Origin of the sequence: Pseudomonas sp. CDFA 610, assembly GCF_021147865.1 — a bacterium.
GTDB lineage: Bacteria > Pseudomonadota > Gammaproteobacteria > Pseudomonadales > Pseudomonadaceae > Aquipseudomonas > Aquipseudomonas alliivorans.
In genome coordinates this window covers 121431-138457 of sequence record NZ_JAGTPM010000007.1, presented here as the reverse complement: position 1 = coordinate 138457, position 17027 = coordinate 121431, and the positions used below count along the sequence as shown (strand labels likewise).

General features: G+C 60.8%; 18 protein-coding genes and 2 riboswitches. Of the genes, 10 read left to right on the top strand and 8 right to left on the bottom strand.

Annotation, left to right across the window (positions count from 1 at the left end):
• Positions 1 to 67 precede the first annotated feature (67 nt).
• From KDX39_RS14525 to KDX39_RS14515, 3 genes are all read left to right on the top strand, one after another.
• On the top strand, positions 68 to 1234 hold the full coding sequence (locus KDX39_RS14525) for a DUF2314 domain-containing protein (RefSeq protein WP_231660846.1): 1167 nt from the start codon (positions 68 to 70) through the stop codon (positions 1232 to 1234).
• A 97-nt stretch (positions 1235 to 1331) separates the two neighbouring features.
• Positions 1332 to 2171 carry a TauD/TfdA dioxygenase family protein gene (locus KDX39_RS14520; protein WP_231660845.1) on the top strand — a complete coding sequence of 280 codons (840 nt, stop codon included), beginning with the start codon at positions 1332 to 1334 and terminating at the stop codon, positions 2169 to 2171.
• Between the two features lie 163 nt (positions 2172 to 2334).
• Complete coding sequence (locus KDX39_RS14515) at positions 2335 to 2604, top strand: hypothetical protein (RefSeq protein WP_231660844.1); 270 nt, start codon at positions 2335 to 2337, stop codon at positions 2602 to 2604.
• Here KDX39_RS14515 and cobM read toward each other — a convergent pair.
• The 4 genes from cobM to KDX39_RS14495 are packed head-to-tail and all read right to left on the bottom strand — an operon-like array spanning position 2594 to position 4717.
• Complete coding sequence (cobM, locus tag KDX39_RS14510; protein ID WP_231660843.1) at positions 2594 to 3340, bottom strand: precorrin-4 C(11)-methyltransferase; 747 nt, start codon at positions 3338 to 3340, stop codon at positions 2594 to 2596. The genes KDX39_RS14515 and cobM overlap by 11 nt on opposite strands.
• A gap of 31 nt (positions 3341 to 3371) precedes the next feature.
• Complete coding sequence (locus tag KDX39_RS14505; RefSeq protein ID WP_231660842.1) at positions 3372 to 3821, bottom strand: cobalamin biosynthesis protein; 450 nt, start codon at positions 3819 to 3821, stop codon at positions 3372 to 3374.
• Positions 3799 to 4521 carry a CbtA family protein gene (locus KDX39_RS14500; RefSeq protein ID WP_231660841.1) on the bottom strand — a complete coding sequence of 241 codons (723 nt, stop codon included), beginning with the start codon at positions 4519 to 4521 and terminating at the stop codon, positions 3799 to 3801. The genes KDX39_RS14505 and KDX39_RS14500 overlap by 23 nt, the downstream gene beginning before the upstream one ends.
• 10 nt (positions 4522 to 4531) lie before the next feature.
• Entirely contained in the window at positions 4532 to 4717 is a 186-nt protein-coding gene (locus KDX39_RS14495; protein ID WP_099227811.1) for a CbtB domain-containing protein, read from the bottom strand.
• A 100-nt stretch (positions 4718 to 4817) separates the two neighbouring features.
• Positions 4818 to 5028, bottom strand: a riboswitch (cobalamin riboswitch).
• A gap of 58 nt (positions 5029 to 5086) precedes the next feature.
• A riboswitch (cobalamin riboswitch) is annotated at positions 5087 to 5309 on the top strand.
• 110 nt (positions 5310 to 5419) lie between these two features.
• Here KDX39_RS14495 and cobW point away from each other — a divergent pair.
• From cobW to KDX39_RS14475, 4 genes are all read left to right on the top strand, one after another.
• On the top strand, positions 5420 to 6529 hold the full coding sequence (cobW, locus tag KDX39_RS14490) for a cobalamin biosynthesis protein CobW (RefSeq protein ID WP_231660840.1): 1110 nt from the start codon (positions 5420 to 5422) through the stop codon (positions 6527 to 6529).
• Positions 6530 to 6532: 3 nt separating this feature from the next.
• Positions 6533 to 10297, top strand: coding sequence for a cobaltochelatase subunit CobN (gene cobN / locus KDX39_RS14485; protein WP_231660839.1), 3765 nt, complete (start codon positions 6533 to 6535; stop codon positions 10295 to 10297).
• Positions 10297 to 11334 (top strand): ATP-binding protein, encoded by a 1038-nt coding sequence (locus KDX39_RS14480; protein ID WP_231660838.1) that lies wholly within the window; start codon positions 10297 to 10299, stop codon positions 11332 to 11334. The genes cobN and KDX39_RS14480 overlap by 1 nt, the downstream gene beginning before the upstream one ends.
• A gap of 77 nt (positions 11335 to 11411) precedes the next feature.
• Positions 11412 to 12002, top strand: coding sequence for a vWA domain-containing protein (locus KDX39_RS14475; RefSeq protein ID WP_231660837.1), 591 nt, complete (start codon positions 11412 to 11414; stop codon positions 12000 to 12002).
• A 119-nt stretch (positions 12003 to 12121) separates the two neighbouring features.
• On the opposite strand, the gene KDX39_RS14470 is transcribed toward KDX39_RS14475, so the two are convergent.
• Positions 12122 to 12388, bottom strand: a complete 267-nt coding sequence (locus KDX39_RS14470; RefSeq protein ID WP_004879734.1) for a hypothetical protein — start codon at positions 12386 to 12388, stop codon at positions 12122 to 12124.
• 308 nt (positions 12389 to 12696) lie between these two features.
• On the opposite strand from KDX39_RS14470, the gene KDX39_RS14465 reads away from it, so the two are divergent.
• Positions 12697 to 14022, top strand: coding sequence for a sigma-54 dependent transcriptional regulator (locus tag KDX39_RS14465; protein ID WP_231660836.1), 1326 nt, complete (start codon positions 12697 to 12699; stop codon positions 14020 to 14022).
• Here the strand turns inward: KDX39_RS14465 and KDX39_RS14460 are convergent.
• A complete protein-coding gene (locus tag KDX39_RS14460; protein WP_231660835.1) occupies positions 13966 to 14544 on the bottom strand; it encodes an AAA family ATPase in 579 nt (192 codons plus the stop codon). The genes KDX39_RS14465 and KDX39_RS14460 overlap by 57 nt on opposite strands.
• Positions 14541 to 15104, bottom strand: a complete 564-nt coding sequence (pnuC, locus tag KDX39_RS14455) for a nicotinamide riboside transporter PnuC (RefSeq protein WP_231660834.1) — start codon at positions 15102 to 15104, stop codon at positions 14541 to 14543. The genes KDX39_RS14460 and pnuC overlap by 4 nt, the downstream gene beginning before the upstream one ends.
• A gap of 240 nt (positions 15105 to 15344) precedes the next feature.
• On the opposite strand from pnuC, the gene KDX39_RS14450 reads away from it, so the two are divergent.
• Together KDX39_RS14450 and KDX39_RS14445 are read left to right on the top strand one after the other, a co-directional pair.
• Positions 15345 to 16175, top strand: a complete 831-nt coding sequence (locus KDX39_RS14450) for an undecaprenyl-diphosphate phosphatase (RefSeq protein ID WP_231660833.1) — start codon at positions 15345 to 15347, stop codon at positions 16173 to 16175.
• Positions 16172 to 16612 carry a DUF1294 domain-containing protein gene (locus KDX39_RS14445; RefSeq protein WP_231660832.1) on the top strand — a complete coding sequence of 147 codons (441 nt, stop codon included), beginning with the start codon at positions 16172 to 16174 and terminating at the stop codon, positions 16610 to 16612. Before KDX39_RS14450 ends, KDX39_RS14445 begins: the two co-directional genes overlap by 4 nt.
• On the opposite strand, the gene KDX39_RS14440 is transcribed toward KDX39_RS14445, so the two are convergent.
• Entirely contained in the window at positions 16607 to 16951 is a 345-nt protein-coding gene (locus KDX39_RS14440; RefSeq protein WP_231660831.1) for an MmcQ/YjbR family DNA-binding protein, read from the bottom strand. The two genes, KDX39_RS14445 and KDX39_RS14440, sit on opposite strands and share 6 nt — an antisense overlap.
• Positions 16952 to 17027: the final 76 nt, after the last annotated feature.

Here is a 17027-nt window from a genome sequence, read left to right as displayed (position 1 = left end):
GAGTTGCGTCTGAGACGAGTTTGAGTTTTTCCACACCTATTAGCCGCTTAAAGGAATGACCCTTCGTATGACGGAACAGATTATTTATGGCGTCGAAGGCGAGAGCGCCGACTTCAAGGCTGCTGTAGCCAGTGCGCATCGCACGTTCAAGTTCTTCTGGAGAGAGCTGTCGTGGGAGCAGCGGCGCATCGTCAAGGCGCTGGACATGGCGGCGGTCAAGGTCTCGTTTGCGACCGATTCGACTGATCCGGACGGCCCTTCGGTCGAGAACATGTGGGTGACCGATATTGGGTTCGACGGCCACACACTTACCGGTGTGTTGATGAATGAGCCTCGCTGGGTCAGCCAACTGAGTGCGGGCGATCCGGTGTCGGTGCCGCTGGCGCACGTGAACGACTGGATGTACGTGTGTGGCGGTCGGGTCTATGGAGGCTTCACGATCGACGCGCTGAGAGCCGGCATGTCAACCGAAGAAAGGGCCGCGCATGATCAGGCGTGGGGGCTGGATTTTGGCGAGGCAGGGCGGGTGGCTCTGGTTCCTCCGGCCAATGGCAAGGCACCGGTGCTGTTCACCCGCCTGCTGAATGGCCGTGCAGACGGTAAGGCTCTGGACAAGCTGGAGCGCACCGAGCATCCGATGGCGTTGAACGTTCAGAGCACAGTAGAGCAGGGCCTTCGCGACGATCCTTCTTTGATTTCTGACTACGACGATGGCGGATGGCAGTTGTTGCATCGCGAGGCGCTCGCCGGAAACTGCAACTTTGTCATCACGCTGCTTTACATGGGCGCAGATGCTGCCGCGCTCAACAGCCAGGGTGAAAGTGCCTTGATGCTCGCCAGACGTGCCGGATGGCCAAGGCTCGTCGAGTTATTGGAAAGTGAAAGCCCGAACCTGCAACGGGCGATGCAGTATTCCGGTTTCTCGCTGTGGCCGATTGGACTGGGGATGGTCGCGGTCGCTCTGGGCGGTCTGTATTTTGTGGCCTTCAAGCCGTTGATGGATGTCTGGGCTGGCGTCCGTGCAGAGGCTGCGAACAAGTGGCTATTCACAGCGCTGTTCATGCTGCTCGGGTACGGCCTGGTGTCCTGCACCGGTCCCTGGTATTTCCGACTCCGGGAGCGTACGCCGATGTGGGGCAAGTCCCGTGCAATGGACATGATTGCTCTGATGGGCTGGCTTGCGCTCGGCTTTGTTCTTCAAGAGACATTGGCCGATTACCTGAGCAGACGCTGAACCCCGCTGTATCGCGTGGAAAACTTATAAATCCTGCCTGTTGCGCACTGCTCATCAAAAGCGTACCGTAAGGTTCACTTATGAAGAGGGTCGCATCATGTTAGCCACTTCGAAAACGTGTCTGCTTCACGAGCCGATCAAACCTGTCATTGGCACCCGGATTCTCAACACCAAACACGAACTGTTGAGCGGCGAGCTTGCGGACGGGATCCGCGCTTTGCTGGAGCAGCGGGGCGTGCTGGTTTTTCCGCGAATCGGTTTCAGCGATGCTGAGCAGATTGCGTTCACCCGAACGCTGGGCACGTTTTCGGCAGAAGCCAGCGACGGTCAGAATGTCACCAAAATCACGCTGGACGCCAGGGTGAACCCGGCGGGTGCCGAGTTTCTGAAGGGGTCGCTGTATTGGCACATCGACGGCACCAGCAGCGATGTGCCCATCCTGGCTTCGCTTCTGGCCTGCAAGGTGAAGGCAAGCTGGGGCGGCAACACCGGGTTTTGCAATACGTATGCGGCCTATGAGGCACTGTCTGCGGCGGACAAGCTGCGCTACGCCGGCATGCGTGTCGTGCACGCGCCCTGGTCATCGCTGTTTTACTACAATCCAGAGCCGAGTCTGACGACGCTCAAGCTCATGCAGGCCATCGGTGAGAAAGAACTGCCGCTGGTGTGGAAGCATCGCTCGGGCCGTAAATCGCTGATTCTGGGCTGCACGGCGCAGCAGGTAGCAGGTGTCAGCCGGGCCGAGAGCGCACGGATTCTGGTCGAGTTGCGTGAGTGGGCGACGGGCGAATCGTTCAGCTACAGCCACGAATGGCAGGTGGGTGATCTGGTGGTCTGGGACAACACGGGCACCATGCATCGTGCCGAGGCGTATGACCCGGAATGGGGGCGCCTGATGCATCGCACCAAGCTGGAAGGCGAGGAACCTTTTGAATAGGCCCTGATGCGATGTTGTTCGAAAATAAACTCATGTGTACATTTACGCATTGACTCACACCATGCGTTCACATGTTCGCGACATTCGAGCACTTATGCTCGGTCAGTCATTGGTGTAACGGGCCGTTATCAGTCGGCTGGAGGAAAGACCTATGTGCGGATCCATGCGCGGGACCAAGGAACCCATCGCGGGTGTGTTCGTGTTGCTGTTGCTGGCTGCCGGAGGTTGGGCGGCACAAGAGCCGTTTCCCCACTTTGGAAGCGACATCACGCCTGATTCGCAGATGAGTGAAAAGGTCCGTACACAGCCGGTTCAATCACGTCAGCTTGCGCCGGATAATCTGCGTCGTTTCAGTAACGCCGGTGCCACGCCGGACTATGTCCACGCCGTTGCTGGCACCCGCTGTCTGCCAAGCCCTGTCGCTAAGGTCTGAACAGGTGCGCATGGCCTGCCCGATACAGCGATGACTCGCTGAACGTATCGTTTGCCAGTACACGTCCTACCAGTATCAACGCAGTGCGCCGGAAACCTTTGGCCTGCACCTTTTCTTCTATGTCTGCCAGGGTGCCTTGCACCCAGTCCTGATCCGGCCAACTGGCGCGATGCACCACGGCAATCGGGCAGTCCTCGCCGTAATGCGGTACGAGGTCTTCGATGATCCGGTGCAGATTGTTGACGCCCAGATGAATCGCCATGGTGGCCCGATGCTGCGCAAGGCTGGCCAGTTCTTCGCCGGGCGGCATTGAAGTCTTGTCGGCGTAACGGGTCAGGATCACGCTCTGCGAGATGTCGGGCAGGGTGAGTTCTGTGCCGAGCAACGCCGCACAGGCGGCCGTTGCAGTAACGCCGGGGATGATTTCAAAGGGAATGCCCAGTTCGCGCAAATGCCGGATCTGTTCGCCGATGGCGCCATACAGGCTCGGATCACCCGAGTGCACGCGTGCAACGTCCTGACCCTGGGCATGAGCGGTCTTGATCAGGTCGATGATCTGTTCCAAGTGCAGCTCGGCGCTGTTGACCACCTGAACGGCCCGATTGCCCTCCAGCACTGCGACGGGCACCAGTGAGCCTGCGTATAGGATGACCGGGCAACTGCGGATCAGGCGCTGGCCCTTGACGGTGATCAGCTCCGGGTCGCCGGGGCCTGCGCCGATGAAAAAAACGGTCAAGGAAATCTCCTGAATTGAGTCAATGCCGCGATTATCCGCCTGTAGCAGGGCTGGTTGCCAAGGCAAATGTAGCGTGGGTGTTTTTCTGGCGTTCGATCACCAGCCCGGCGGTGCCATCACCCAGTTGCGCCGCAAGCGCCAGCGCCGAACCTTCGGCGACGCCGTGGCATCCGGTGTGTTGCAGGACATTCGCCGAGCGATGCGTGAGGTGCAGATCCCAGTACACCAACTGCGCCGCATTGAAGAGCACCAAAGGAACGGCCAGTTGCTGCGCCAATTCCAGCAGGCCGGGCTCTTCGCTTTTCAGGTCGATGGAGGCCAGCGCCGTGACATCGGCCATGCCCAGTCCATGCGCCTTCAGGTGCTGCTCCAGCAGTGCATGCAACTGCAGGACAGAGCAACCGCGCCGACACCCCAGGCCCGCGACGATGACAGACGCGGGCAGGGTGATCGTCTGCTCAGGCCGGGTGTGGTTCGGCATGTTGCAGATCGACGTTGTTGCGACGGAACAGCCAGGCGCTGATCATGCCCAATGCCACCCAGAACACGGCATTGGTCAGCAGCGAGGCCACGATGAATTGCGATTCCAGCGTCTCGGGTGCAAGGCGCTCGTGAACCAGCGGCTGTGGCGCGCCGATCACATGCGGTGCAACCAGAATGGCGATGCCCAGCACTTTGAGCAGCAGATTCTGACCGAAGATCAGCAGCGCGAGACCAGCAGCGGTGGAGGCTGCGGTGCCGACCCACCAGAGCTGACGCTGACCGAGCTCGGCGGCTGCAGTGCCCGGCAGCTCCGGCGGCAGGCCCAGCGTCGGGGCCAGCACGAACACGGCGAAACCGGCCAGTCCCCAGCCGGCACCCTGAAGCGGGCTGCCCGGTGCGCGCAAGGTATAAAGCCCAGCGAGCATCAACGCGAATCCTGCTGCAACCACCAGATTGCCTCCGGTGGTGGACAGCACGCGCTGCCACCCGTCTTCCGGCTCCCAGGCGGCTTCGTCATGTTCATGAGGGTGCTCGGCCGCGACGCCGCTGGCATGTTCATGCACGTGTTCGGCAGGGGCGTTTTCGTAGGTTTCGGCCTGCTGGATCAACGGGACGACCCAGAAGCTTTGCAACAGCGTCAGCAACAGCGCGGCGAGCAGGCCGGTGAAACCTGCGGTGTAAGCGATTCGCTTGAACATTGTGGTGTCCTCAATGACAAGGGAAGGCGGCGCTGTGACGGGTATCGTGTGCCGCGTTGTGCACGGCGGCAATGTGCGAGAAACCGGCAAAGTACACAAGGCACGCGCCCAGCAGGGCGGCGCTGATGGCTGCGGTGAGACGTTGCGTGCGGGTGGAGCTGGCTGTGGCCGGATGGCTGCTGCTGATGGTCGTCATGGCGTTCCCTCTGAGTCGTTGGGCAAAAGCGGGCCATGCGCACAGATACCCGCTGACGAACGTCAGAGGCTTCAATGGCGCCCGCCCACCGCGGGTGTGTCATTTGCAAACGTAGCGGGCCGGTCTCCGGGCTCGCGAGGGGACGAGACAGCACTGTCTCTCCTTCGAAGTCACCTTCCCATGCCGGAGCACAGTGGATCTGACTTCCTCTCGCTTACCGTTGCGGGGGCAGCACCGGACTTGCTCAACGATCTGAGCGCACCGGTTTCCCGTTTCACCCCGTGAGGGGCACCCGTAACAAGGCGCACAGGAGACCACGCGTGGCGGGGGATCGTCAATCTCAGCGATTGACCTGCCAGCGGTCACTGCGTAGCCTTGCCGGTTCGAGGTTCTTCGCTTGCAGCCCAGTGCTCAAGCGCAGCTAAGACGGGAATGCGGTCGATGCCGCAGCTGCCCCCGCAACTGTAATCGGTCATGTTCGTCGCACAGCCACTGCCCCGGCGGGAAGGCGCGATGAATGCGTATCGCAAGGCTCGAAAGCCTGCAATGCGCTGCCGTAAGCCAGGAGACCTGCCTCGACCCGGGCCAAGGCCCGCGAATTCTCACTACAACCGGGCGGGGTGATCCGGTGGCGATTTGATCCGTGTGTGTCGCACGCGGTTCTCGTCCTGTTTGCCCGCCGCATTGCCACAAGGGCATCTGATGAAAACACTGGCCAAGCTTCCCGTCACCATCGTCACCGGCTTTCTGGGCTCGGGTAAAACTACCCTGTTGCGTCACATGCTCGATAACGCCGAAGGGCGTCGCATCGCGGTGATCGTCAACGAGTTCGGCGAGTTGGGTATCGACGGCGAAATCCTCAAGCAGTGCACCATCGGCTGTACCGAAGAAGAAGCCAACGGGCGTGTCTATGAGCTGGCCAACGGCTGCCTGTGCTGCACGGTTCAGGAAGAGTTCTTCCCGGTGATGCGCGAACTGGTGGCTCGTCGCGGCGATCTGGATCACATCCTGATCGAGACCAGCGGCCTGGCGCTGCCAAAGCCTTTGGTTCAGGCTTTCCAATGGCCGGAAATCCGTAACGCCTGCACCGTCGATGCGGTCATCACCGTGGTCGACAGTCCGGCGGTATTGGCCGGTACGTTTGCGGCCTTCCCGGACCAGGTCGATGCCCAGCGCAAGCTGGACCCGAATCTGGATCATGAGTCGCCCCTGCACGAGCTGTTTGCCGACCAATTGGCCAGCGCTGACCTGGTCATCCTCAACAAGGCCGACATGATCGACGCTGAAGGGTTGGCTGCGGTTCGCGCAGAAGTCTCTGAGGAACTGCCGCCCGCCGTCAAGGTGATCGAGGCCAGCAGTGGTCGTCTGCCGATCAGCGTGTTGCTGGGCGTCGGTGCCGAATCGGAAGTCCACATCGACGGTCGCAAGACCCATCATGATCATCATGACGGTGAAGACGATGATCACGACCACGACGCGTTTGACTCGATCTCCATCAAACTGCCTCAGGCCGAAGAGGCTTTACTGCTCAATGCATTGAACCAACTGGTCGTGCAGCACGGCATTCTGCGCGTCAAAGGTTTTGCCGCGATTCCCGGCAAGCCGATGCGCCTGCTGATCCAGGGCGTGGGCACACGTTTTGATAAGCACTTTGACCGTGCATGGCGTGCGGACGAAGAACGCATCACTAATCTGGTGTTGATTGGCCAGGAACTGGATGCCACTGCGCTTGAAGCCCAGCTCAACAGCTTGCTGGAGGAAGAGGTCTATAAAGGGCTGGAAGCAAAACTTCGTGAGATGAGCAAGGACTGACCCATGCACCTGCTGAGAACCCAGCCCGGCGGTTTCGTACCCGACGACAGCATCGCTGATCTTGGGCAGACCCCGGCCGATCTGGTGATTCTCTGCAGCGGCGATTCGAGCCTGGCGCTGCTGGCCGAAGCGGCCCGGCAGATGCCTGAAGATTACCCCAGCCTGCGTCTGGCCAACCCGATGCAGATACAGAATCACGCCTCGGTCGATCTGTATGTCGATGAGGTACTGCGTCACGCCAAAGTGATTGTGCTTTCTCTGCACGGCGGCATTGGTTACTGGCGTTACGGCGTCGAGCGGCTGATGGAGCTGGCTGCGCAAGGCGTCACGGTGATTATGGTGCCGGGGTGTGACCGGCACGATCCGGAACTGATCGACCTGAGCACCGTTGCTGCAACCGACTGCAACCGGCTGTGGCAGTTCCTGCGTCAGGGCGGTCTACAAAATGCGCTGGACCTTTATAGCTGCATCGCCAGCACCTGGCTCGGTCACGATTACGCCTGGGCCGAGCCTCAGCCGCTGCCACGTACCGCTGTTTATCATCCGAAGCGGGCAACTGCCGGACTGGCCGACTGGCAGGCCGACTGGCTCAGTGACCAGCCTGTGGCTGCGTTGCTGTTTTATCGTTCGCACTTGCAGGCCGCCAACACCGGCTTCATCGACGAATTCTGCGCGCGACTGCAGGCACAGGGCCTCAACCCTTTGCCGATCGCCGTCGCCAGCCTCAAGGAGGCTGGCTGCTTCACGCAGGTAGAAGACTGGCTGGATGAGGCCGGAGTTGAGCTGATCCTCAACACCACCGGCTTTGCCCAGTCGAGTCCGGAAGCACCGCACCTGCGACCGTTCCGACGCGACGTGCCGGTCATTCAGGCCATCTGTGCGCAGGACAACGAGCCTGCATGGCAGGCCAGCGAGCAGGGCCTGGGCGCGCGCGATCTGGCGATGCACATCGCGCTGCCGGAACTGGACGGGCGCATCATCAGCCGTCCCATCAGCTTCAAGGACCTGGCGTGGCGCAGTGAGCGCAGTCAGTCCGATGTGGTCTGCTATCGGGCTCATCCCGAGCGTATGGATTTCGTCGCGCAACTGGCGCGGCGCTGGATTCTTCTGGCGCGGCTGCGCAATGGCGACAAGCGTGTCGCGCTGATTCTGGCCAACTATCCCACTCGCGACGGTCGTATCGGCAACGGCGTCGGGCTGGACACGCCGGCTGCCGCACTGAATATCCTGCGCGCCATGCAGGCTGAGGGTTATCCGGTGTCCGAGCTGCCTGACAGCGGCACCGAGCTGATTCAGCAATTGCTTGGCGGCGTGACCAACGATCTGGACAGCATTGATCAGCGCCCGTGTCAGCAGAGCATGGCGCTGGATGAATATCTGGACGCGTTCAACGCGCTGCCGCAGGCCAATCGTGATGCGGTGAACGCCCGCTGGGGGGCGCCGGACGCCGATCCGATGTTCCGTAGCGGGCGGATGATGATCGCAGGCCTGCGCTTCGGCCTGACCTTTGTCGGCATTCAGCCCGCACGGGGCTACCAGGTCGATCAGAGCGCGGTCTATCACGACCCGGATCTGGTGCCGCCGCATGGCTATCTCGCTTTCTACTTCTGGCTGCGCAAGGCCTACGGTGCGCACGCGATGGTGCATGTCGGCAAACACGGCAACCTGGAGTGGCTGCCCGGCAAGGGTGTAGGTCTGTCGGAAAACTGCTGGCCGGATGCTGTGCTGGGTCCGATGCCGAACATCTATCCGTTCATCGTCAACGATCCGGGCGAGGGTGCGCAGGCCAAGCGTCGTACGCAGGCCGTGATCATCGACCATCTGATGCCGCCCCTGACCCGCGCCGAAACCTACGGTCCGTTGCGCAATCTGGAATTGCTGGCCGACGAATATTACGAAGCACAGTTGCTCGACCCGCGCCGCGCCCGCGAACTGCAACGCGATATCCTCAAGCTGGTCCGCGAAACGCAGATCGACCGGGAACTGGCGCTGGATGAATCGACCGACTGCGATGCAGACGTTGCAGTCTGGCTGCCGCGTCTGGACACCTATCTGTGTGATTTGAAGGAATCGCAGATCCGCGATGGTCTGCATATCTTTGGTCAGTCACCTGAAGGTCGCTTGCGCACCGACACGCTGCTGGCCCTGTTGCGAATTCCCCGTGGCGACGGCCGCGGAGCCCAGTCGAGCCTGTTGCGGGCGTTGAGCAAGGCATTCGATCTGGGCTTCGATCCGCTGGATTGCGAGCTTGCCGAGCCTTGGCAGGGGCCGCGACCAACCGAACTGCTGGCGCTGAGTGCCGACCCGTGGCGCACGGCTGGCGATGCGCGTGAGCGTCTTGAGCTCTACGCCGCCGTCTTGATCGAACGCATTACGCAAGGTCGGGACGTGACGGATTTGCCGGAGCATGCCGATCTGGCACTGATCCTCGACAGCCTGCGAGAAGTGGTCGCGCCACGTCTGGACGCCTGTGGTCCTGGAGAAATGCAGGGCATGCTGGATGCGCTGAGCGGTCGCTTTGTGCCTGCCGGGCCCAGCGGCGCGCCGAGTCGCGGGCGGCTGGATGTATTGCCCACCGGGCGCAATTTCTTCAGCGTGGACGTGCGCAACCTGCCGACGACTACGGCGTGGCGGATCGGTTTCCAGTCGGCAAACCTGCTGCTGGAGCGCCATCTTCAGGATCACGGCGATCATTTGCGGCAACTGGGTCTCTCGGTCTGGGGCACGGCGACCATGCGCACCGGTGGCGACGACATTGCGCAGGCCATGGCGCTGATGGGTGTGCGTCCTGTCTGGGCGACGGGCAGTCAGCGCGTCGATGACTTCGAGATTCTGCCGGTCAGCCTGCTGGACCGCCCGCGAGTGGACGTGACCTTGCGGGTTTCCGGCTTCTTTCGCGATGCCTTTGCCAACCTGATTCGTCTGTTCGACGCGGCCGTGCAGGCTGTTGCGGCTCTGGACGAACCGGATGACCTGAACCCGATTGCTGCCCGTGTGCGCGAAGAACGGGCAAATTTTATCGCTGAAGGTCTGAGCGAGGACGAAGCCGCGCGTCAGGCCAGCTGGCGCATCTTCGGTGCCAAGCCAGGCGCCTATGGCGCAGGCGTTCAGGGCGCTATCGATGGCCGCTTGTGGCAAAGCCGCCAGGACCTGGCCGAGGTTTATCTGAATTGGGGCGGTTATGCCTATGGCGGTTCAGATGAAGGCACACCTGCCCGGCAGCGTTTCGCTCAGCGTCTTTCTCAGGTGCAGGCGGTGGTGCAGAACCAGGACAACCGCGAGCACGATCTGCTCGATTCCAATGATTACTACCAGTTTCAAGGTGGCATGCTCGCCGCTGCTGAAACCCTCAGCGGCCAGAAAACGGCCAGCTACCATGGTGATCACAGCCAGCCGGACCTGCCGAAGATCCGCACCTTGAAGGAAGAGTTGAACCGTGTGATCCGTTCGCGGGCAGCGAATCCCAAGTGGATCGAGGGCGTCAAACGCCACGGCTACAAAGGCGCGTTCGAAATGGCGGCCACCGTGGACTTCCTGTTCGCATTCGATGCGACGACCGAACTGATCGATGATCACCAATACGCTCTGCTGGCCGATGCTTATCTGCTCGACCCGTCGACTCGTGAATTCATCGAACAGCACAACCCCGATGCCTTGCGTGACATGACCGAGCGCATGCTCGAAGCTCAGCAGCGCGGCCTCTGGCAGGTGCCGGGCGATTATCAACAAGCCCTGGAAGACCTGCTGCTGGATATGGAAGAGAAGTGATGACCCTGTCTGATTCAAACCTTGCCGAAACGCCGCATTTTCCGCTCGCCGCCGTCGTGGGTGCCGATGACCTGAAGCTGGCGCTTTGCCTGACCGCCATCGATCCGCGCATTGGTGGCGTGTTGATCGAAGGTCCACGAGGCATGGCCAAATCGACCCTGGCACGCGGACTGGCTGATCTGCTCGCCAGCGGGCAGTTCGTGACTCTGCCATTGGGTGCGACCGAAGAACGGTTGGTCGGCACGCTGGATCTCGATGCTGCGCTGTCCGAAAGCCGCGCGCGATTCTCGCCTGGCGTGCTGGCCAAGGCCGACGGCGGCGTGCTGTATGTCGATGAGGTCAATCTGCTGGCTGATCACCTGGTCGACCTGTTGCTGGATGTCGCTGCCAGCGGAGTCAATCTGGTGGAGCGTGATGGCATCTCCCATCGTCATGCGGCCCGTTTCGTGTTGATCGGCACCATGAACCCGGAAGAGGGTGAACTGCGTCCGCAATTGCTGGATCGTTTCGGCCTCAACGTCGCCCTGAGCGGACAGGTGCTGCCTGCCGAGCGTAGCCAGATCATCCGCAGGCGTCTGGATTTCGATGCCGATCCGCACGCTTTCGCTGCTCAATGGCAATCCGGGCAGAACGCACTGAAACAGCGTTGTGAGCAGGCCCGTTCGCGGCTGGCTGGCATCGACCTGGATGACACGTCGCTGGCGCTGATTACCGAACGCTGCTTTGCGGCGGGTGTGGACGGTATGCGTGCCGATCTGGTCTGGCTGCGCGCCGCACGGGCACATGCGGCGTGGCGTGGCGTGGGGCAGATCGAAGAGCAGGACATTGATGCTGTGGCCGAGTTTGCCTTGCGTCATCGCCGTCGCGAACAGTCGCCTCCACCACCACACTCGCCGGAAACACCGGAAACGCCACCTTCCGGTGTGTCCGAAAAACAGGACACCCAAGGCGGGCAGGGCAGTTGGGGTGAGTTACCGGCTCAGGCAGTGCCCACCGGAGCACGCCGCGAAGTGCCGAGCTGGCCAAAAAAGCCTTAGGCATCCGTCCCCATCGCTCAAAGGGGGCGGGTGCCGTTCCCCGGCCGGGCCGACTTGCTTCGGGCAGAACCGGCGCATTGCGAGCAGGCCTGGATGGCCCTGTGCAATGGCTGCCGACCTTGATGAGAGGTCGTCCGAAAAAGGCTGGCGATCTGGTTCGCCAGCCGCGCAGCAGTCGCCCCAGTGAGCTCTTGCTGGTGATTGTCGATGCGTCTGCGTCAACGAAACGCCATCAGGCACTCAGCCAGGCCAAGGGCGTACTGTCCCAGGTATTTGACGACGCCTATCGCAGCCGCACCCGACTGGCCTTGCTCACCGCCAGTGGCAATACGCCAAGCTGGCAGCATCAGGGATTGAAAGCATCGTCGGCGCTGACTCCGTGGCTGGATGCGCTGGGGGCCGGAGGCGGAACGCCGCTGCCGCAAGCGTTGGAACAGGCCCGTCTGTGGCTGGCGAAACGCAGCAAGCGTTATCCGTGCGAACAACAGCGTGTTCTGGTGCTGACCGATGGCAGGCTCAAGCAACTGCCGGCACTGTTGGCCTTTGAGTGCGCAAGTCTGTTGATCGATATGGAAAAAGGCCCGATTCGGCTGGGAAGAGCGCGGGAGCTGGCGCGCGGCCTGGGGGCGGATTATCGGCATATTGATGAGCTTGGCCCGGCCGCCTGAGGCTCAGCGGTGACTCAGGTGACGCGTTCTGCTCACTGAGCCCGAATCTGTGCCGTATGTGACGCTGAGCCTCAAGGGGGGCGTGCCCACGCGAGCGATGGGCACGATCAAACAGGAACTCAGGCTGGCATGGTCCAGGGCTTGAGGTCATACCCTTCGTTACTGATTTCCGCACGGGCCTGCTCCAGAGCGCTGGCCAGTTGCTGTTTGTCCGAGTAGGTGCTGCTCGGAATCTGCTTGCGGCCAATGCGGGTGCTGGTGCGGTCAATTACGGTCAGGCTCAGTTCGCCGTTCCCGTCCTGTGGTGCCCAGGCAACACACTGGAAGGGTTCAAAAGCGTGTCCAGCGATCAGAAGTGCATCGTTGAAGCGCAGTGGGGCGTTCATGGTCAATTCCTCAAAGTGCCCATATCAATTCAGTCACGTCGGCGGGCTTACCGTCCGGCTGGTTACTTGTGTTGATGAACGGGAGGGGCGCATGAGTCACACACATTTCTGAAATTTTTTTCATTCCGTTACGTGCGCGGTCGTAAAAGTGGCGTTACATCACTAATGACATTTGGTTATTGCCATTAGATGCAAACGGTACAAGGCGGTGTCAAATATTTGCTAATGTAAGGATCGGGCTCGCCAACATACTGTTTATACAGCGTTTTTCATAACCTTAATTCGACGCCGGGCGCCAAGGAACCTTTATGCATGAATCGGCCCCAACGCGACGTCTGTTAGTTGTTGACCCCTGTGATGATTGTCATCAATTGATCCCTGTTCTGCATGCTGCCGGATGGGCGGTGGACAGCAGTACGCTCGAGTCGGCGCTCACGCTCAGCTGTGATGTCGGTTTGATTCGCCTGATGCCTGACCATTTCGAGCATCCCGAGATGGTCAAGGAGCTCATTACTCGCACCAATACCCAGTGGATTGCAGTGCTGGCGCCGGATGACCTGCGTCGGGAAAAGATCGGGGATTTCGTCTGCGAGTGGTTTTTCGATTTCCATACCCTGCCGTTCGATGTCGCCCGTATGCAGGTCACACTGGGCCGTGCCTATGGCATGGCCCGGCTGCGGGCGCAGGGAGCGGCGCAGACGTCCAGCAGCGAACACGAGATGCTCGGCGAGAGCAGGCCGATTCGCGAGCTGCGTCGATTGCTCGGGAAGCTGGCACCGACGGAGTCGCCGGTTATGATTCGCGGCGAACGCGGTACGGGTAAAGAGCTGGTCGCCCGCACTCTGCACGCCCAGTCTCAACGGCGTAACAAACCGTTCGTGGCCGTGAACTGCGGTGCCATCGCCGAACACCTGATTCACGCCGAGCTGTTCGGCTATGAGAAGGGCGCCTTCAACGGCGCTCAGGAGCGCAGGATAGGGCGTATTGAAGCTGCAGACGGTGGCACGCTGTTTCTGGATGAAATCGGCGGCCTGCCGCTCGAAGTCCAGGCGCATCTGCTGCGCTTCATACAGGATCGACAGATTGAACGCATCGGCAGCAGTGAGCCGACTCCTGTGGATGTCCGGGTGCTGGCCGCCACCCATGTGGACCTCGAGGCGGCCATTCGCAAGAAGCGTTTTCGTGAGGACCTGTATTACCGACTCAATGTCCTGCAGGTCGGCACGGCTCCGCTGCGTGAGCGACATGGCGATCTGGCGATGCTGGCCAATCATTTTGCGCATTTTTACAGCCATGAAACCGGCAGGCGCGCCCGCAATTTCAGTCAGGATGCGCTGATTGCCATGGGCAAGCATGACTGGCCGGGCAACGTGCGCGAACTGGCCAACCGGGTGCGACGTGGTCTGGTACTGGCCGAAGGTCGGCAGATCGAGGCCGCAGATCTGGGGCTTCTGGGCGAGGAAGACATTGTCAGTAGCATGGGAACGCTGGATGACTACAAGTCTCGGGCTGAGCGGCAGGCTCTGTGTGATGTGTTGACCCGCCACAGCGACAACCTCAGTGTGGCAGCCAAGGTGTTAGGGATTTCGCGTCCGACCTTCTATCGTTTGCTGCACAAGCATCAGATCCGGTGAGGTCGCGAGCAATCGGCTGACGGCCGCCATGGCCTGGTCATGGCGTTGCTGCCAGTCGCCTTCTATCACTTGAAAGCGTTGCGCATGCTGATCGAGCCATTGCCGGCTGGCACTGAAAAACGCCTGACGCTCTGTCAGTTCCGGCTGGCAGCGTTGTCCGTCACCGATCCACTCGACGCCCTCGGGGGACAGCAGCAGGTGCAGGTCATAGTGCCTTTTGAGCAACTGTTGTTCGATCCACTGCGGACAATCTGCGAACAGGGTGCGGCTCCAGAGCATGTTGCTCAGCAAATGCGTGTCGAGAATCAACAGTGCAGGCCTTGTCGCGCGAGCGGCGTCTTCCCGGTCGAGCTGACCCTGAGCGATGGCATCAATATCGTCATAGACCGTGTCACGACCCTGCTCGTCGATGAAGTGACGCACGTATTCATCAACCAGAACACCGCCAAAGCGCTTGCGAATCGCCGCGCAGAGCCAGCTCTTGCCGCTGGACTCCGGGCCGGTCAGCACCAGAACTTTCATCGGGCCAGCGCCAGGTCGTTACGCCACTCTCGCCAGCCCTGAATGGCCAGCAGCGTGAACAGTCCGTAGAGCGCTGCAGTCAGGTACAGATCCTTGTAGATGAACAGGCCGACGAAAATGACGTCCAGCACGATCCACAGTGGCCAGCACTGCACGCGCTTTTGTGCCATCCAGACCTGCGCCACCAAGCTGAAGCCGGTAAGCGCCGCGTCCAGCCAGGGTTGCGCGGCATCAGTGAAGTGAGCCATGCCGGCCCCCAGCGCCAGACTGATGACGACGCCAATGGCCAGGCCGATTGCAACCGAACCGCCGCGCAGCACCGAGACCGCACGCACCGGCAGACCGCTGCCGTGACGGGTCCATTGCAGCCAGCCGTAGACCTGCAATCCGGCGTAGATCGCCTGCAACAGCATGTCCGAATAGAGTTTTACGTCGTAGAAAATCCAGATGTAGATCACCACCATGACCAGGCCGATCGGCCAGCACCACGGGTTTTGCTTGACCGTCAGCCAGACCGCGATCACGCCGATGGCGGCAGCAAAAAGTTCAAGCCCGGACATGGCGGCTCCTTGGTAGCGGGTAGGCGGGGCCGGCGATTGTAAGCGGTTCCAGGCGCACCGTGCAGGTTCTGATGGCAAGCCCATGCTATCAGCAGGCTTTACGCTGAAAGGTCTGCTAGCATTCTGCGTTTTTGCGGCGCTTCTTCAAGCTTCGTTCAGCTTTGCAGCGGCATAGTGGCAGGCTTTTTTCATACGACAATACAAACCAGCGAGCCTCGGGTATCGCTGTATGGGGGAATGATGGATCTTTGGACCGCTGCTCAGGCGTTGATATTGGGCGTTGTAGAGGGGCTGACGGAGTTTTTGCCGATTTCGAGCACGGGTCACCAGATCATTGTCGCGGACTTGATCGACTTCGGCGGTGACCGCGCGGCGGCGTTCAATATCATCATTCAGTTGGGCGCCATTCTGGCGGTGGTCTGGGAGTTCCGGCGCAAGATTCTGGATGTGGTCGTGGGCTTGCCCAAAGAGCAGCAGGCGCAACGTTTCACGATCAACCTGCTCATCGCGTTCATGCCAGCGGTGATTCTGGGCGTGATCTTTGCCGACCTGATTCACCACTATCTGTTCAACCCTGTCACCGTGGCGACCGCGCTGGTCATTGGTGGCGTAATCATGCTGTGGGCCGAGCGACGCGAGCATGTGGTCCACGCCGAGACCGTCGACGACATGAAATGGACCGACGCGCTGAAAGTCGGCCTGGTGCAGTGCCTGGCGATGATCCCCGGCACGTCGCGTTCCGGCTCGACCATCATCGGCGGCCTGCTGTTCGGTCTATCGCGCAAGGCAGCCACCGAGTTTTCGTTCTTTCTGGCCATGCCGACCATGGTGGGCGCTGCGGTTTACTCGGGCTACAAGTACCGTGACATGTTTCGTCCAGACGACGTTGCGGTCTTCGCCATCGGCTTCATTACCTCGTTCATTTTCGCCATGATCGCGGTGCGCGGTCTGCTCAAGTTCATCGCCACCCACAGCTATGCCGTGTTTGCCTGGTATCGCATTGCGTTCGGTCTGTTGATTCTGGCGACCTGGCAGTTTGGCTGGATCGACTGGGCGGCCGCCAAGGCATGACGTCGGCTCGTGAGGCCAGGCCGTCTGCCCGGCAGCGTAAGGCGCCGGTTCAGGCATTGCGCCTCAAACTGATGATCCTGTTGCTGCTATGTGCGTTGCCGGTCTATGGGGCGGCAATGCTGTGGATCAGGCAAGGTCTGCTGATTCCGGCGCTCATGATCACAGTGATGAGCCTGCTGGCGTTCGTGCTGTATCGGCATGACAAGTTGCAGGCCGGCAAAGGCGGGCAGCGCACCCCTGAAAACGTGCTGCATGCCACCGAACTGCTGGGAGGCTGGCCGGGCGCGTTGCTGGCGCAGCAGGTCTTTCGGCACAAGACCCGCAAGGTGTCCTTTCAGGTTGTGTTCTGGCTGATCGTGCTGGTTCATCAGGCATTGTGGATCGACTGGCTGTTTCTGGGCCGTCGACTCTGGCACTGGGTGCCGCTGCCCTTATAGTTTCAGCGCAATCTGCTGCCGCTTGGGCAGCTTGCCGACTACCAGTTGATGCGAACGTGTCAGCAGATCTCGAATTTCATCGTCGCTCAGGGCGTGGGGTTCCGGAATGCTGATCCAGTGCGCACGGGCGAGGTACGGGGCAGGGCGGATGCCCGGACGATCCACATAGCCGAGAAACAGATCAGGATGAACCTTGAACGACAAGCCCTGGCCGACGAGGTCCATGACTGCGAACATCTTGTTGCCCGCAATGGAAAACACCCGTATCCCGCCCCATTTGTAGTCTTCCCGCGCACCGGGCAAGTCCAGGCAGAAAGTGGCGATGTCTTCGGTTCGCATGGTGCGCTCCTTGCCATGTGTGGCGACCAGTAAGGTGTTCGATAGTCGCACGGATATTCGATCAACGGATTGTATG

Coding starts and splice junctions, on each gene's coding strand:
- KDX39_RS14525 (WP_231660846.1), top strand. CDS start 68: ATGACGGAACAGATTATTTATGGCGTCGAAGGCGAGAGCGCCGACTTC.
- KDX39_RS14520 (WP_231660845.1), top strand. CDS start 1,332: ATGTTAGCCACTTCGAAAACGTGTCTGCTTCACGAGCCGATCAAACCT.
- KDX39_RS14515 (WP_231660844.1), top strand. CDS start 2,335: ATGCGCGGGACCAAGGAACCCATCGCGGGTGTGTTCGTGTTGCTGTTG.
- KDX39_RS14505 (WP_231660842.1), bottom strand. CDS start 3,821: ATGCCGAACCACACCCGGCCTGAGCAGACGATCACCCTGCCCGCGTCT.
- KDX39_RS14500 (WP_231660841.1), bottom strand. CDS start 4,521: ATGTTCAAGCGAATCGCTTACACCGCAGGTTTCACCGGCCTGCTCGCC.
- KDX39_RS14495 (WP_099227811.1), bottom strand. CDS start 4,717: ATGACGACCATCAGCAGCAGCCATCCGGCCACAGCCAGCTCCACCCGC.
- cobW (WP_231660840.1), top strand. CDS start 5,420: ATGAAAACACTGGCCAAGCTTCCCGTCACCATCGTCACCGGCTTTCTG.
- cobN (WP_231660839.1), top strand. CDS start 6,533: ATGCACCTGCTGAGAACCCAGCCCGGCGGTTTCGTACCCGACGACAGC.
- KDX39_RS14480 (WP_231660838.1), top strand. CDS start 10,297: ATGACCCTGTCTGATTCAAACCTTGCCGAAACGCCGCATTTTCCGCTC.
- KDX39_RS14470 (WP_004879734.1), bottom strand. CDS start 12,388: ATGAACGCCCCACTGCGCTTCAACGATGCACTTCTGATCGCTGGACAC.
- KDX39_RS14465 (WP_231660836.1), top strand. CDS start 12,697: ATGCATGAATCGGCCCCAACGCGACGTCTGTTAGTTGTTGACCCCTGT.
- KDX39_RS14460 (WP_231660835.1), bottom strand. CDS start 14,544: ATGAAAGTTCTGGTGCTGACCGGCCCGGAGTCCAGCGGCAAGAGCTGG.
- pnuC (WP_231660834.1), bottom strand. CDS start 15,104: ATGTCCGGGCTTGAACTTTTTGCTGCCGCCATCGGCGTGATCGCGGTC.
- KDX39_RS14450 (WP_231660833.1), top strand. CDS start 15,345: ATGGATCTTTGGACCGCTGCTCAGGCGTTGATATTGGGCGTTGTAGAG.
- KDX39_RS14445 (WP_231660832.1), top strand. CDS start 16,172: ATGACGTCGGCTCGTGAGGCCAGGCCGTCTGCCCGGCAGCGTAAGGCG.
- KDX39_RS14440 (WP_231660831.1), bottom strand. CDS start 16,951: ATGCGAACCGAAGACATCGCCACTTTCTGCCTGGACTTGCCCGGTGCG.